Raw genomic sequence first — 14,565 nt, forward strand, 5'->3', positions numbered from 1 at the left:
GATTGAACGGCTCAAGTTCAAATTTAGAAAACCGGGCTGGGCGAGGGGGCTGCGGGTCGCCAATTGCGAGAGCTGGAAATCAACCCAATAATAACCTGATCCGTTAATTCAACATCAAGTCTTTGACCGTAGTGGATGACCCTGGGAGGACGCAACAGGGACAGAGAGAACCGTAATCATGATGTTGGTGATGGCGTGTATCGGCGGAAAGCACAACATTTGGCTTGTTCTCCTTGCGGCGTTCGTTTGCGTGTCGGGTTCCTGGGCGATCTTTCGCCTGTTCCAGCGGGCGGCGAATACAACGGGTCCGGAAAAGATCGGATGGCACTTCCTGACGGCAACAGCGGCAGGATCGGCAATCTGGTGTACGCACTTCATTGCCATGCTGGCCTACGATCCGGGAGCGCCCGTCGCCTTCGATGCTGTCCTGACCATTGTTTCGCTCCTGGTCGCAATCGGCGGGGCGCTGGTAAGCTTCGTCATGGCCACGAGCGGATCGAGCCGGTTGACGCCCATTACAGGCGGTTCGTTGTTGGGCGTGTCCATCGCAGCCATGCATTACACCGGCATGTTCGCCTATCGTGTCCAGGGTATCGTCGACTGGGACATGACCTATCTGGTGGCCTCAATCGTTCTTTCGGTCGTCTTTTCAGCAGTTTCAATGCACCTTGCCGTCAACGGCAAATTCAACAGGCGATTGGCCGCTGCGTCCGGCGTGCTGGCGCTTGCCATTGTCAGCCTCCATTTTACCGGCATGACGGCGTTCAAAATCACCCCCCTGTCGACGGCGGGTGCGTTCACCGATCACGCGGCCCTGCAGGCGATGGCCCTGGCGATTGCGCTGGTGGGCATGATCGTCGTGGGTACGGGGCTCGTCAGCTACCTCATCGATGACCGCACACGGGCGGATTCGTATCAGCGGCTGCGCCAGATGGCGATGAACGACAGCCTGACGGGCCTTCCCAACCGGGCCAGCTTCAATGACCGTCTCGACCGTGAAATCCGCGCCGCCGGCAATACCGGAAACCGGATTGCGCTGGTCTGCATCGACCTCGACCGCTTCAAGGAAATCAATGATGTGCGGGGGCATAGTTCCGGCGATGAGGTTCTGCGCACGCTGGCGTTGCGCATGAGCGATCTCTTGCGCGACGGGGAATTTGTCGCCCGGCTGGGCGGGGATGAATTTGCCGCCATTCATCACGCACACAGCGCAGAAGCGCTGAACGGGTTTCTCGCACGCATTGAAACCGCGATGTTCAAGCCCATCCGCATCGGTGATTTTGAGGTGACGCCCGGCGCGAGCATCGGCGTTGCGCTCTATCCCGATGATGCCGATACCAAGGAAATGCTGATCAACAATGCCGACCTTGCCATGTATCGCGCCAAGGCCGACCGGACCAAGGCTGTCTGCTTCTACGAACAGGGAATGGATGAAACGGTCCGGGCCCGCCGGACATTGGCCGGAGAGCTGCGTGAGGCGCTCGACAACAACGAGCTCGACCTGCATTATCAGGTGCAGACCGCTGTTTCGACCGGCGAGGTTCGCGGCTACGAGGTTCTGCTGCGCTGGAAGCATCCCAAGCACGGCTTCATTCCGCCGTCCGAATTCATCCCGCTCGCGGAGGAAACCGGGCTGATCCTGCAACTGGGCGAATGGGTCCTGCGCACGGCCTGTGCCGCGGCCACATCCTGGACGCCCGCCTACAAGATTGCGGTGAATCTGTCGCCCGTTCAGCTTTCGCATGCGGACCTGCCGAAACTGATCCATGAAATTCTGCTGGAAACCCAGCTGCCTGCCAGCCGCCTCGAGCTCGAACTGACGGAATCGACCATCATCGCCGATAAGGTCCGCACCCTGCATATCCTGCGCCAGATCAAGCAACTGGGTGTCACCATCGCCCTCGATGATTTCGGAACCGGATATTCGTCGCTCGAAACCCTGCGGTCGTTTCCCTTCGATACGATCAAGCTGGACCGTTCCTTCATGAGCGAAGTCGAGACGAGCCCGCAGGCAAAAGCCATCATCCGTGCGGTTCTCGCGCTGGGTAAAAGCCTCAGCATACCCGTTCTGGCCGAGGGCATTGAAACGCAGAGCCAGCTGTCGCTTCTGGACGCGGAGGGATGCGATGCGGCGCAAGGCTTCTATCTGGGCAGGCCCGCTCCGCTGGACCAGATCATGATCAGCGGCCAGATCAGCAGGATTGAAGCTGGTATTGCAGCGTAGATGCCCTGCCGCAACCAGCCACCATTCTTGCGTTGTCGGCCTGGAATTTCGCCCCATGCCGGGGAGCATCGCAGAACAGAAAACGGCTTTTCGCGGCTGAAAGCTAACTGAAAGGTTGCGTCGTCTATAGTACCCCTGCATCCATAAGAACACACCCACGGTGTGACAAGAATTGAGGGTGCGGGAAACAAATCGAGGACGGAACAATGGCACTTTCACGCTCTTTTTTTCACACGGCTTCTTTTGCTGTTCTGATGGCCGCCAGCACATTGGGTGCCGGATCCGCCGCTCATGCCGATGACAAGATCACCATCATGGTGGGCGGCTATGAAAAGCACATCTATTTGCCTGCAAAGCTTGCCGAAGCGCTCGGCTATTTCAAGGACGAAGGCCTGGATGTTGAACTGCTCAACGAACCGGCCGGTGTCGATGCCGAAAACCAGCTGCTGGCAGGCGCCGTCCAGGGCGTTGTCGGTTTCTATGATCACTGCATCGACCTGCAGGCCAAGGGCAAGCTCGTCGAATCGATCGTTCAGTTCAGTCAGGCGCCGGGCGAAGTCGAACTGGTTTCGACCAAACACCCCGAGATCAAGTCGGCAGCTGACTTCAAGGGCATGAGCCTCGGCGTTACCGGGCTTGGTTCCTCCACCAATTTCCTCACGCAGTATCTGGCGTTCAAGAGCGGCTTGCAGCCCGGAGAATTTACATCCGTGCCTGTCGGTGCCGGTGCAACCTTCATCGCCGCCATGCAGCAGGACAAGATCCAGGCAGGCATGACAACGGAGCCGACAATCTCGCGCATGCTCAAGACCAAGGAAGCAAGCGTCCTGATCGACATGCGCTCGGTTGAAAGCACGCGGGCCGCGCTCGGCGGAACCTATCCTGCCGCGTCGCTCTATATGGAAACATCATGGGTCGATGCACACAAGGAAACGACGCAGAAGCTTGCCAATGCTTTCGTCAAGACCTTGAAATACATCAACACCCACAGTGCGGATGACATTGCCGACAAGATGCCGAAGGATTTCTACGTCGGCGACAAGGAAGGTTATGTAAAGGCGCTTGCCGATGGCAAGGCCATGTTTACCGCCGATGGCATCATGCCTGCGGATGGCCCGCAAACCGTGCTCAACGTTCTGTCGAGTTTCTCCAAGAACGTCAAAGGCAAGCAGATCGATCTTTCCAAGACCTTCACGTCTGAATTTGTGAAAGCTGCCAAATAACCTTTCCGAGCCTATCGCTTCCGGCCGCCAGCGGCTGGAAGCGATCCTTTGGTATCGGGCATTGCGTGCACGCCCGTTATTCAGCACGCCCCAGGTATTTGCCATGAAAGAGAATGCATCCCAGACCCCTGCCATTGAACTGATCAATGTCAGCCGCCGCTTTGTTTCACCAACCGGCAAGTCGCTGACCGCCTTGCGCGATTTCAACATGGTGGTCGAACCCGGCGAGTTCGTCGCCGTTGTCGGGCCGACCGGCTGCGGCAAGTCGACAACGCTCAATCTTGTCACCGGACTTGCCCGGCCAAGCGCCGGCGAAGTGCGCCTGATGGGCGGCCCGGTCAATGGTATCGATCCGAGGGTCGGCTTCGTCTTCCAGACAGACGCCCTGTTCCCATGGCGCAATGTCATCGACAATGTCATGGCTGGTCCGCTCTTCCGGGGAAAATCCCATGCGGAAGCCACCCGCAGCGCCAGGGACTGGCTCGCCCGCGTCGGGTTGTCCCGCTTCGAGCAGCATTATCCGCACCAGCTTTCGGGCGGCATGCGCAAGCGTGTGTCCCTGGCCCAGACCTTCATCAATGAACCCGAAATTCTGTTGATGGACGAGCCGTTCTCGGCATTGGACGTGCAGACCCGCACCGTGATGCATGAAGAACTGTTGCGCCTGTGGGCGGAACGCAAGGCATCGGTCATCTTTGTGACGCACGACCTTGAAGAGGCTGTCGCCCTTGCTGACAAGGTCTATGTGCTGACCGCCGGACCTGCAACGGTGAAATCCGTCTATCCCATCAATCTCCCGCGTCCGCGCGTGGTTGCTGACATTCGCTACGAGCCCCGTTTCATCGAATATTGCCGCACGATCTGGGAAGATCTGCGCGACGAAGTGGAAATGAGCTATCGCCGCGCCAGTCAGGCAGCCTGAACCGGAGGAATATCAGCATGACCGATACCCCATTGGAAAACATGGCTCCGATCTTCCGCGCCGGAACCTCGGACGCAGAAATAGAGGCTGCCGCTCTCAAGGCAATGCAACGCCGCAAACACGCTGTCTTGTTCTGGCGGCTGGTCATTCTGGTCGGTATTCTCGGCGCCTGGGAACTTGCAGCCAACAGGCTTTGGATCGATCCGTTTTTCTATTCCAGCCCAAGCGGCATTGTCATGCGCCTGTATGAATGGATCACGGAAGGCACCGCTGAAGGGTCGCTCTGGTTCAATCTGTGGGTGACCATGGAAGAAGCGCTGATCGGCTTTTTTGCGGGCTCCATCGCCGGCGTTCTGGTTGGCATCGGTCTTGGCCGCAACCAGTTTCTCTCCGACATTTTCTCGGTTTATATCAAGGCGATCAACTCGATCCCGCGTGTTGTTCTTGCCCCCATCTTCATCATGATCATGGGGCTGGGACTGGCATCCAAAGTGGCGCTGGCCTTCATCATGGTGTTCTTCGTGGTGTTTGCCAACGCGTTCCAGGGCGTTCGCGAAGCCGACCGCAACATGATTGCCAATGCCCGTATTCTCGGGGCATCCAACTGGCAGGTGACGCGCACGGTGATCGTGCCATCGGCGATGAGCTGGATTTTCGCCAGCCTTCACGTCAGTTTCGGTTTTGCCATCATTGGTGCCATCGTCGGTGAATTTGTCGGTGCACGCTTTGGCATCGGCCAGTTGATCTCGATTGCCAAGGGCACATTCGATGCAGCCGGCATGTACGCCGCCATCATTCTGGTGATGCTTGTCACGCTGCTGGCGGAAATGATCATGACCATGATCGAAACCCGGCTGGCAAAGTGGCGCCCGCAGCAGCACACCGACATGCAGTAATTCGGCATGCCAAGGATCAAGACAGGACCGGCTCGCTCCGGTCCTGTTTTACTGTTGGCAGCTTGATGTCCACGGTCAATCCCCCGCTCGGGGATGTGCCCAAATTCACCGTGCCATCGGCGCCGTCGATGACTTCCTTGACAATGGCAAGGCCGAGCCCGCTGCCCTCGGGCTGCACGTCCATGACGCGGTAAAACCGCTCGAAAACCTTCGCTCTTTCATCATCAGGTATACCCGGCCCGTTGTCTTCGACGCGAAGGTGCACCCATTCGTCACCCTTGGAAACGGCAACCGTGACGGTGCCGCCGACCGGCGTGTAGCGCAGGGCATTGTCGATGAGATTGACGATCATCTCGGACAGCATCGGGCCATCGCCCTCGACGAAAGCCGGTTCGCTTGCCTCGAAGCCAAGATCGATCTGGCGGCGCAAGGCGGTTTCGGCATAGGTGTCGAGGACCTGCCGTGTTGCTGCGGTCATATCAACCCTGTCGCGCCGCGGCCTGCGGCTGCCCGGTTCGGCGCGTGACAATGTCAGCAGCTGGCTGGCAAGGCGTGCGAGCTGTTTCGTGCTCGACCGGAGAGCCTGCAAGGCTTCGTTGCGGCGCTCATTGTCCTGCTCCCGCGCGGCGAAGCTTGCCTGGGTTGCGACCAGGGTGAGGGGCGTGCGCAACTGGTGTGCCGCGTTGGAGACGAACCGCCTCTGTGCCGCCATCTGGCTTTGTACGCGCTCCATATAATCGTTGAGGGCGTGGACCAGGGGACGCAATTCGGTCTGCACGGTTTCGGGCGAAAACGGATCAAGCCGCTCCCGTCCCTGTTCGCGCACCGCATCGCGCAGGCGCAAGACCGGGGTGAGCCCGCGCTGCAGCCCGACAATGGCGACAAAACCGGCCACGAGAACCAGAAGCACCTGTTTGGTGAAATCCGACAGCCAGAGCCTTTGCCGCATTGCCCGTTCGCCATTCAGCGTCACCGCGACCGACACGGACACTTCTGCATCGCGCGCCAGGCCGATGACCGGGTGGTTCAGTGTCAGCACGCGCACTGGAGCGCCTCTGAACACCGCATCCTCGCCCACCTGTTCCTTCTTGGGTTCGGGCAGGTTGTCGAAGCCGGAGACAAGGGTTCCCCATGCCGTCAGCACCCGGTAAAAAACCTGGTCACCGTGGCCGATATCGAACATCTCCAGCGCAGCGGGTGGAATATCCACGGCAACCGTGCCGTTGGCGTCTACCGTCACCGCTTCGGCGATCACCCGGGCTGACGCCAGCAGCAGCTGATCGCTGATCAGATCGGCCGTGGCCTCGGCCGATTGAAAGCTGATGACGAGATTGACGCAGATCACGCCGATCAGCGGAAGAACGATCCACAGCAGAAGCTGGACCCGCAGGCTCTCGCTGAGCCGTTTCCACAAACGGCGGGATTTCGGCTGGGCTCGGGTCTTGCCGTCATTCGCCATGGCGCAAAAGATAACCCATGCCGCGCAATGTTGCGATTTTCACCGAACTGCCTTCCAGCTTCTTGCGTACCCTGTGAACATAAATCTCTATGGCATTTGCATCGGCCAAATCGTTGAAACCGAAGACACTTTCGCACAGAACGGTTTTGCTGACCGTTGTCCCCGCCTTGAAGATCAGGTGCTCCAGCACCGCATGCTCGCGCGGTGTCAGCGACATGAGCTTGCCGGACAGAAAAAACTGCCGCGTCCTGCCGTCGAACAGCAATTCACCCAGCTCGATCTCGGGATTGGCCCGGTTGTGTCCGCGCCGGAGCTGGGCCCGGATACGCGCTTCCAGTTCGGCGATCTCGAAGGGTTTGGCCAGATAGTCGTCGGCGCCTTCATCAAGCCCCGCAACCCGCCCGCCAAGGCTTGCATTTGCGGTCAGTATGATGACCGGAACGGTGCTGCCGCTCTTGCGCAGGCGCCGCAGCACGGTCATTCCGTCCATTTTGGGCAGGGACAGATCGAGAATGACAAGGGCATAGTCGGCAACCCTGAGCGCATGGTCGGCATCCTCGCCATTATAGACCGTATCGACGGCATAATGGGCCTGCCGCAGTGCTTTATCGAGCCAGGATGCCAAATCACGATTGTCTTCAACGAGGAGTATGCGCATGCGCGTAGGATATACTACGGCCGCAGAAATTTACCAATGCGCGTGGATTTTTTGCGGGCGAACAGGATTCCTGTATCTCGCCAGCACGGGGATTCATGATAAGAGCGCCAGGTGTGGAAAAGAGCCGCAGGTACAGACCCAATCTTTACCACAATCATACCTGCGTGACATTCCTGCCTGTACAATTCGAGCGCATGCTTCCCCTATGCTTTCGGTCAAGAATGGAGACGTACTTTATGAGCTTTCCCGCGGTATCTCGCTTGGCCGCAATGCTGGTCATTGGCATTGGCATCGGTGGTTTTCTCGGGCAAACGGCCGACGCTGCCAATGAGGTGCTGGTGCCGCCGGGCAACCGTTCCGGGACGCAGCCGCCAATTCCCAAGACATCGGCGGACCGGGCGAAGGCGTTCAACACAACCTATGACGAAAAATACAAGCAGATCATTGCGCTGCTGACGCGCGAGACAAAGCTGGTTGCCCAGATCAAGGAAGCAGCCCGCGCCTATCATATCGATCCCATTCACATCGTCGGCGCGCTGGTTGGGGAGCATACCTACAATGTGAGTGCCGTCGGCAAGGTACAGACCTATTATGTGAAGGCGCTGGCCTATGCCAATGCGGACTTCTCCTTCCGCTACAAGGGCGTCACGATCCAGGCTTTTGTCAAAAGGCCCGAATTTGCCGCGTGCGCCGCGCTGACGGCAAGCGCCGAGCTGTGGAATTGCCGTGATCAGGTCTGGGACGACCGGTTTCGCGGCAAGACTGTCGATGACGTGGCCTATGAACCCATTTCGCTTCAGCGGGCATTCTTCCAGCCGTTCTACGGCGGTCAGACCTTTGGCCTTGGCCAGATAAGCCCGCTGGCGGCCCTGGAGGTGACGGACCTTGTCTCGCAGGTCAGCAAGCTTCCAAAGCTTTCCCCCGATCAGCCTCAGGCGGTTTATCGCGATGTCATGGATCCCGACCGCAGCGTCGTCTACATCGCGGCAATCGTGCGCGATGCCATCGACGCCTATGCGGCGCAGGGTTTCGACATTTCGAAGAATCCCGGCATCACGGCGACCCTGTACAATGTCGGGCAGCCACGGCGCCGGGCCGCCGAGTTGCGGCAGGCAATCGCAAGCGGCAGCAACCGCAAATATCCGGTCGAAAACTATTATGGCTGGCTGATCAATGAAAAGCTCGATGACCTCGAAGGCATTCTTCAATCGAACGGGCAATGACCGGTAGAAATCAGTTTCTTGCCTGAAGGCTTGCGGTGGAGGCTCTCGATGCGTCTCCACGCAGGTTGATGGAAACCCAGATATTCGGGTTTTGCTGCGACTGCCGCTTGAGGAAATTATAGCCGGTGGCGTCCCATGGCCTGACTTCTTCAGCAAGATTGTCGAGGACGAAGTCACCGCGGTCGGTCTTTACCGTCAGGATGGTGTGACCTTCGTCGTTCAAATCGCGCACGATGGTCATGAGCAGCGCCTGCCGCGGAAATCCGGCGTCAAGCAGAAGCTTGCGCTTGTACAGTGCATAGATCTTGCAGTCGCCTTTGCCGTCAACCGGGTAATCCCAGTGATCCATCATCGTGCCCCAATGCTCAAGATTGCTCATGGGTTCGATGGAGGCGTTCACTTGCCGGTTGATGTGTTCAAGATAAGTCCATGTTTGCGCTGTGAGTTTGACCTCGGCTGCCGGCAGGGGCGAGACATTGCATTCCTCGGGGCGGCGGCCGCAAAAATCCACCCAGCCATAGGGAACGCTCGTCTTGCCGCCGGTGGCTGCAGCGCTTGCCGGCGATGGCTTTGTGCTGCCGGGGATCGCGCCGAACAGGGCTGCACGGCGCTCGAAGGAAATGGACCGGGCCGTGGCCGAGGTGGATGGGTTCGAAGAACCCGCATGCGTCAGCGATGAAAGGCCCAGAAACACACAGATCGCAACGCTCAACACACGCAACATTGCCGCTACCCCAACACATTCTTAACAAGGAGTTAACGCCAGAATACCTGCCTCAATCAATCAAATGTTAAACAAATGGTTAACAGCGCCAGGCATGTCATGCTTCCGGGTTTCTCCGCTCGTATCGATCGGCAATGCGGTGTAGGTTCTGGCGGTGTGGATTGCTGGACAAGGGTGATGGATGCATGGGGGTGCATTCATCACAATTCGACCAAATTGCGAGCGATCCCATAGCATCAGGAGAATGGGAGAATCTCGATGGAAGAAATCGCGTCTGAAGCCTATGAACATACCGAACATGCCGAGCATGCCCTGCACAGCGAGAATGCCTTTCTTGCCATCGTTGCGGTAACCATTGCGGTTCTCGCGGTTGTTGCGGCCGGTGTCGGGAGCCTGGAGACAATCGAGAGCGGTGGGGCGACGGCGGCCAAGACCCAGGCCGTGCTTTTCCAGAACAAGGCCACCGACAACTGGAATTTTTTCCAGGCCAAGAGCCTCAAGAAGAACATGTACGATATTGCCGCGGCGCAGGGCGGGCCGAAAGCCGCTGACTTCGCGTCCCAGTCGCAGCGCAATGAGGTGGAAAGCCAGGAGATCCAGAAAACCGCGCGGGACTTCGAGGTCAAATCGGAGGATGCCTTGCAGGAGGGCCTCGTTCATGAAGGGCGCCACCATCACCTGACCATTGCCGCGACGTTCCTGCATATAGCGATCGCGGTTGCAACCATTGCCATTATCACCGGTGGCCGCCGCTGGCCCTGGTACGCATCCATTCTTCTCGGGGTTATCGGAACAATCATTGCCGGGGCGACCTACGCGATCTGAGTTGCTTTCGCTGGTTTGATTGCCCGTGTCTGAAACCACGGAGGCAACAATTCGGTTGCATTTCTGCATAATATAGGGTAGGGGGCTATACTATGTCACATACGACCAAAGAGAAAGCCAAACTCCTCGCCCGCATCCGCCGCCTGAAGGGGCAGATGGAGGCGGTGGAGCGCGCGCTGGAGGCGGAAGTTGCCTGCGGCGACATCCTCAATCTCGTCGCATCCGTGCGTGGCGCGGTAAACGGGCTGGTTGTCGAGCTTATCGAAGACCATATTCGCATGCATGTGGTTGATCCGGACATGGATCCGGATGCGGGGCGGGCCCAGGGTGCCGCGGAACTCATCGATGTCGTAAGGACGTATCTCAAATGACCCATCAGCACAGCGCACAGCCGCAGGCCGGCGCACACGACCATATGTTCCTTGGCCAAAACCATGCGCGCAACGAACGGCGCACATGGATGGTTATCGCCCTGACCACGGTCATGATGGTTGCTGAAATTGCCGCCGGAACCATATATGGTTCGATGGCGCTGGTGGCGGATGGCTGGCATATGTCGACCCATGCGGCGGCAATGCTGATAGCAGCGCTGGCCTATCTCTATGCGCGAAAGCACGCCCGCAATCCGCGCTTCACCTTCGGAACCGGAAAGTTCGGTGATCTCGCCGCTTTTGCCAGCGCCGTGGTTCTCGCCCTGATTGCTCTGCTGATTGCCTGGGAAAGCTTTGTCAGGCTGGCCAATCCCGTGCCGATCAACTTTCCCCAGGCCATATCGATTGCTGCCGTTGGTCTTGCGGTCAACCTGCTGTCCGCCTGGCTCCTGCGCGATGATCATGCGCATCATGGCGACCATCATCACGACCATGCTCATGCTCACGCGCACGACAATAATCTGCAGGCGGCCTATATTCACGTGCTTGCTGACGCGCTGACCTCGGTGCTTGCCATCGGCGCTCTTGTAACAGCAAGTCTTTATGGGTGGGTTTGGCTCGACCCGGCCATTGGCATCGTCGGTGCGCTGGTCATTGCCAATTGGTCGTTCGCGCTGATCCGGCGCGCCGGTGGCGTATTGCTGGATTATGTCCCGTCAAGCGAGGATCTGCCGGAGGAAATCCGTTCGGCCATCGAGCGGGAGGGCGATGTCATCACGGATCTGCACGTCTGGCAGCTTGGGCCCGGCCACCACGGCGCCATTGTTTCGCTGGTGAGCGATCATCCGAAAGCGCCATCGTCCTATCGCGCCAAGCTTTCCCATATCCACGATCTGTCGCATGTGACCGTCGAGGTTGAGCACAAGGCAGCCTAAAGACTGCAACAGAGTGTATTTCCGAGAGCGATATTAACCATTTTTCCTCGTCTGCCGGTAGTTGAATGGCCGCATGGCAGAAGCTATTGGTATTTATTCCACGCATTTCGAAGGTAGTAGTGTTTCGTTGTGTTATTTTTGCCACGCAGTGTTCATTCCATGTGGATCGAGCAAAGAAATACTCTGAACTGACTAGCCTCATTTCAACAAAATATGCATTTTGATCTGCCTTGGTGCGTCTTCGCACCGGAATGCTGGGGGAGCAACCATGCGTATTTCCGTGTTACACACGCGACTTCTATCTCTGTTTGCAACATCGGCACTCATCTCCATCGCAAGCTCATCGGCCGGTTGGGCCGCCTGCAGCAGCCTTGCGCCGGCATCGGGTCAAACGGTCACCTGCGATACCTCCGCACCCAATCCCGCGACGGCAGGCGTTCATGCGGTGGCGGGAAGCTCCGGCGTCTCGGTCAATGTCGGCAGCGGTGCCCAGTTGAATATCGTGCGCAGTCCCGCCGAGAATTCGGGTGTCAGCGTCATCGATGGCAGCACGGTGGTGAACAATGGCGCGATATCGCTGACGGGATCGGGCAGCTCGGGACTTAATCGCGGCGCAGGTCTGGTCGGCACCGGAAGCAACAACAGCCTGACCAACAACGGTTCGATCAGCACGACCAACCAATATAATGACGGCATGGCGGCAGACGGCTCCGGCAACACGCTCATAAACAATGGCACGATCACCACGACCGGACCCAACGCCTACGGCATGACGGCCAGTTGGGGGCAGAGCGGCGGCGGATCGCCGAACAATACCCTGATCAACAACGGAACGGTCACAACCAATGGAAGCAATGCACGCGCGGCCTCCATTCTCGGGCAAAACGGAACAGTCATCAACACAGGCACGCTGGCCACAACCGGCAACAGTGCGCCAACGGTCTACATGCAGGGCACCAATGCCCGTCTGACCAACAGCGGCGTGATTCACGCGCAAGGTGGAGCGGCATCCGGTAGCTTGCCTTCGGATGGTGTGTTTTCGAACACGCTGGGTCCAAGTTTCAATGCGACGATCGAGAATTTGGCTGGCGGTCAGATCATCAGTGACCAGGGCCCCGCGATCCGCACGCTCAATGGCCCGACCAGGATTACAAATGCCGGATTGCTGAATGGCGGCAATGGTTTTGCCCTGAGCGGCGGCAACGGCAATATCGACTTCACGCTGCAGACCGGTTCAAAGATCATCGGAACCGCCAATGGCGGCGGCGGCAGCAATCAACTGACCCTTCAGGGTTCGGGGCTGATCGACAACGCCTTCACCAATTTCCAGACGATGTACATGACGGGTACAGACTGGACCTGGGCAGGCACCGGAGATTTTCACGACAGTTTTATCCAGACCGGCAGCTTCACCCTGCAAAAGGACCTGACGGGCAATGTCACCGTGTCATCGGGTGCAAAACTCCTCGCCGGGGGTGGCTTCAATCCATCGATCACGCCCTATTCCGGCGGACCGGCCATCACCGTCACCAATGCGGGTGTCATCGATCTGACCAATGGTTCGGGTGCTGCCGGCGACAGGCTGACGGTCGTCGGCAATTATGCCGGCAACAATGGTTCGCTGCTCCTGAACACTGTTCTTGGCGATGACTCCGCCGCATCCGACAAGCTCGTTCTATCCGGAGGAACGGCGACCGGCACAACCGGTATTGCCGTGACCAACGTCGGAGGGACCGGCGCTGCGACGGTGATTGACGGGATCAAGGTGGTCGACGCCGTGAACGGTGCGACAACGTCAGCCAGCGCCTTTCATCTGAACGGCCGTGCGGCGGCCGGCGCTTACGAGTATTTTCTGTTCAAGGGCGGCGTCAGCGCCAACACGGCGCAGAATTGGTATCTGCGCTCGGAATATGTCACCCCGACGCCGACGCCGGACAATCCAACGCCGGTCGGACCGATCATTGCACCGACCGATCCAACCACACCAAACGTTGTGCAGCCACCTGTATCTACCGGAGGAGGAGTACAACCGCCGGAACCGGGGGCAACGCCGGTCACACCGGTCGTTGAGGAGCGCGGCGGGGTGTCCGTGAGTGTCGTGCCGCTGCTTCGTCCGGAAGTCGCGACCTATTCCGCGCTGCCGCCGGCTGCGCGGCTGGCGACACTGGCAACGCTCGGCACATTCCATGAGCGTCGCGGCGAGCAGAGCGTTCTCACGCCGGGCAGTGAACTGTCGGCTGCCTGGGGGCGCGTTTTCGGCCAGAGCACGGAACAGGGATGGGCAGGGACGGCGTCGCCCTCAATCGACGGATCAATATGGGGTGTCCAAACTGGTATCGATATCCTGCGCCGGCAGAGTGAAGGCGGCCATCGGGATATAGCGGGTATCTTCTTCGGCTATGCCGGCATGAATTCCGATGTCAAAGGCCAGGCTTTTGGCTGGAATAATTTGAGCACGGGCAAGATCAAGGTCGATGCCACGAGTGTTGGCGGGTACTGGACGCATATCGGGCCATCCGGCTGGTATCTGGACGGCGTTGTGATGGGAACCTGGTATGGCGGCAATGCACGCTCTGTGAGCGGCGCCGGCATCGATTATGACGGCAGCGGCATTACCGTGTCGCTGGAAGGCGGCTATCCCTTCGCACTGACCGACAATTGGCTGCTTGAGCCGCAGGCGCAGCTCATCTGGCAGCGCGCCTGGTTCGACAATCAGCAGGATGCGTTTTCCGGTGTTGCGTTCGATAACAACGATGCCGTCACAGGCCGCTTCGGTGCAAGGCTGCAAGGCAATTACCAGACCGCGCATGGATTGTTCCAGCCTTATCTGAAGGCCAATCTGTGGCACAACTTCAAGGCCACCGATACGGTGCTCTTCGGCAACGATCCGATCACGACCCAGGCGGAAAGCACATCGCTGGAATTGGGCGGCGGCATCGTCCACAACTTTAGCAAGAATGTGAGCGCCTTCGTCACCGCCGACTACACGTTTGATGTCAGCGGCGAGAGGAAGCGAGCCTTTGAAGGGAATGTCGGCCTGACCGTGAAGTGGTAGCCGTCAGGTTGCTCTGCGCAGGATGACGTAGCCGGGCGGCTGATCTGCAG

The 14,565-nt window shown here is 58.7% G+C and carries 12 protein-coding genes; 9 read left to right on the forward strand and 3 right to left on the reverse strand.

Features of this window, described 5'->3' with window-relative positions; genetic code table 11:
- Positions 1–178: 178 nt before the first annotated feature.
- The 4 genes from ACTJJ7_RS13245 to ACTJJ7_RS13260 all read left to right on the forward strand — a co-directional run bounded on the left by ACTJJ7_RS13245 (position 179) and on the right by ACTJJ7_RS13260 (position 5,265).
- Positions 179–2,224, forward strand: a complete 2,046-nt coding sequence (locus ACTJJ7_RS13245; RefSeq protein ID WP_440967392.1) for a putative bifunctional diguanylate cyclase/phosphodiesterase — start codon at positions 179–181, stop codon at positions 2,222–2,224.
- A 206-nt stretch (positions 2,225–2,430) separates the two neighbouring features.
- Positions 2,431–3,447, forward strand: coding sequence for an ABC transporter substrate-binding protein (locus ACTJJ7_RS13250; RefSeq protein ID WP_105733517.1), 1,017 nt, complete (start codon positions 2,431–2,433; stop codon positions 3,445–3,447).
- Between the two features lie 103 nt (positions 3,448–3,550).
- Positions 3,551–4,369: an ABC transporter ATP-binding protein gene (locus ACTJJ7_RS13255; RefSeq protein ID WP_105733518.1), complete on the forward strand. Its 819-nt coding sequence runs from the start codon at positions 3,551–3,553 to the stop codon at positions 4,367–4,369.
- 17 nt (positions 4,370–4,386) lie between these two features.
- Positions 4,387–5,265 (forward strand): ABC transporter permease, encoded by an 879-nt coding sequence (locus ACTJJ7_RS13260; RefSeq protein ID WP_440967394.1) that lies wholly within the window; start codon positions 4,387–4,389, stop codon positions 5,263–5,265.
- A gap of 16 nt (positions 5,266–5,281) precedes the next feature.
- On the opposite strand, the gene ACTJJ7_RS13265 is transcribed toward ACTJJ7_RS13260, so the two are convergent.
- Together ACTJJ7_RS13265 and ACTJJ7_RS13270 are read right to left on the reverse strand one after the other, a co-directional pair.
- The gene (locus ACTJJ7_RS13265; protein WP_440967396.1) at positions 5,282–6,724 is read right to left on the reverse strand and encodes a sensor histidine kinase; all 1,443 of its coding nucleotides are present in this window, start codon (positions 6,722–6,724) and stop codon (positions 5,282–5,284) included.
- Entirely contained in the window at positions 6,714–7,382 is a 669-nt protein-coding gene (locus ACTJJ7_RS13270) for a response regulator (protein ID WP_105733521.1), read from the reverse strand. The genes ACTJJ7_RS13265 and ACTJJ7_RS13270 overlap by 11 nt, the downstream gene beginning before the upstream one ends.
- 236 nt (positions 7,383–7,618) lie before the next feature.
- On the opposite strand from ACTJJ7_RS13270, the gene ACTJJ7_RS13275 reads away from it, so the two are divergent.
- Positions 7,619–8,605 carry a DUF1402 family protein gene (locus tag ACTJJ7_RS13275; RefSeq protein WP_440967398.1) on the forward strand — a complete coding sequence of 329 codons (987 nt, stop codon included), beginning with the start codon at positions 7,619–7,621 and terminating at the stop codon, positions 8,603–8,605.
- A 10-nt stretch (positions 8,606–8,615) separates the two neighbouring features.
- Here the strand turns inward: ACTJJ7_RS13275 and ACTJJ7_RS13280 are convergent, their stop codons facing one another.
- A complete protein-coding gene (locus ACTJJ7_RS13280) occupies positions 8,616–9,329 on the reverse strand; it encodes a transglutaminase-like cysteine peptidase (protein ID WP_440967399.1) in 714 nt (237 codons plus the stop codon).
- Positions 9,330–9,587: 258 nt separating this feature from the next.
- On the opposite strand from ACTJJ7_RS13280, the gene ACTJJ7_RS13285 reads away from it, so the two are divergent.
- From ACTJJ7_RS13285 to ACTJJ7_RS13300, 4 genes are all read left to right on the forward strand, one after another.
- A complete protein-coding gene (locus ACTJJ7_RS13285) occupies positions 9,588–10,154 on the forward strand; it encodes a DUF4337 family protein (protein WP_105733524.1) in 567 nt (188 codons plus the stop codon).
- 92 nt (positions 10,155–10,246) lie between these two features.
- A complete protein-coding gene (locus tag ACTJJ7_RS13290) occupies positions 10,247–10,525 on the forward strand; it encodes a metal/formaldehyde-sensitive transcriptional repressor (RefSeq protein WP_440967401.1) in 279 nt (92 codons plus the stop codon).
- Entirely contained in the window at positions 10,522–11,460 is a 939-nt protein-coding gene (gene dmeF, locus ACTJJ7_RS13295) for a CDF family Co(II)/Ni(II) efflux transporter DmeF (RefSeq protein ID WP_440967403.1), read from the forward strand. Before ACTJJ7_RS13290 ends, dmeF begins: the two co-directional genes overlap by 4 nt.
- 268 nt (positions 11,461–11,728) lie before the next feature.
- On the forward strand, positions 11,729–14,515 hold the full coding sequence (locus ACTJJ7_RS13300; RefSeq protein ID WP_440967404.1) for an autotransporter family protein: 2,787 nt from the start codon (positions 11,729–11,731) through the stop codon (positions 14,513–14,515).
- The last annotated feature ends 50 nt before the right edge of the window (positions 14,516–14,565 follow it).

Source organism: Phyllobacterium sp. 22229 (genome assembly GCF_052056495.1).
In the GTDB taxonomy this organism is placed as follows: Bacteria; Pseudomonadota; Alphaproteobacteria; order Rhizobiales; family Rhizobiaceae; genus Phyllobacterium; species Phyllobacterium myrsinacearum.

Bases quoted from the DNA above. Each gene is read 5' to 3' on its own strand.
- ACTJJ7_RS13260 (WP_440967394.1), top strand. From the start codon at position 4,387: ATGACCGATACCCCATTGGAAAACATGGCTCCGATCTTCCGCGCCGGA.
- ACTJJ7_RS13250 (WP_105733517.1), top strand. From the start codon at position 2,431: ATGGCACTTTCACGCTCTTTTTTTCACACGGCTTCTTTTGCTGTTCTG.
- ACTJJ7_RS13300 (WP_440967404.1), top strand. From the start codon at position 11,729: ATGCGTATTTCCGTGTTACACACGCGACTTCTATCTCTGTTTGCAACA.
- ACTJJ7_RS13245 (WP_440967392.1), top strand. From the start codon at position 179: ATGATGTTGGTGATGGCGTGTATCGGCGGAAAGCACAACATTTGGCTT.
- ACTJJ7_RS13280 (WP_440967399.1), bottom strand. From the start codon at position 9,329: ATGTTGCGTGTGTTGAGCGTTGCGATCTGTGTGTTTCTGGGCCTTTCA.
- ACTJJ7_RS13285 (WP_105733524.1), top strand. From the start codon at position 9,588: ATGGAAGAAATCGCGTCTGAAGCCTATGAACATACCGAACATGCCGAG.
- ACTJJ7_RS13265 (WP_440967396.1), bottom strand. From the start codon at position 6,724: ATGGCGAATGACGGCAAGACCCGAGCCCAGCCGAAATCCCGCCGTTTG.
- ACTJJ7_RS13290 (WP_440967401.1), top strand. From the start codon at position 10,247: ATGTCACATACGACCAAAGAGAAAGCCAAACTCCTCGCCCGCATCCGC.
- ACTJJ7_RS13255 (WP_105733518.1), top strand. From the start codon at position 3,551: ATGAAAGAGAATGCATCCCAGACCCCTGCCATTGAACTGATCAATGTC.
- dmeF (WP_440967403.1), top strand. From the start codon at position 10,522: ATGACCCATCAGCACAGCGCACAGCCGCAGGCCGGCGCACACGACCAT.
- ACTJJ7_RS13270 (WP_105733521.1), bottom strand. From the start codon at position 7,382: ATGCGCATACTCCTCGTTGAAGACAATCGTGATTTGGCATCCTGGCTC.
- ACTJJ7_RS13275 (WP_440967398.1), top strand. From the start codon at position 7,619: ATGAGCTTTCCCGCGGTATCTCGCTTGGCCGCAATGCTGGTCATTGGC.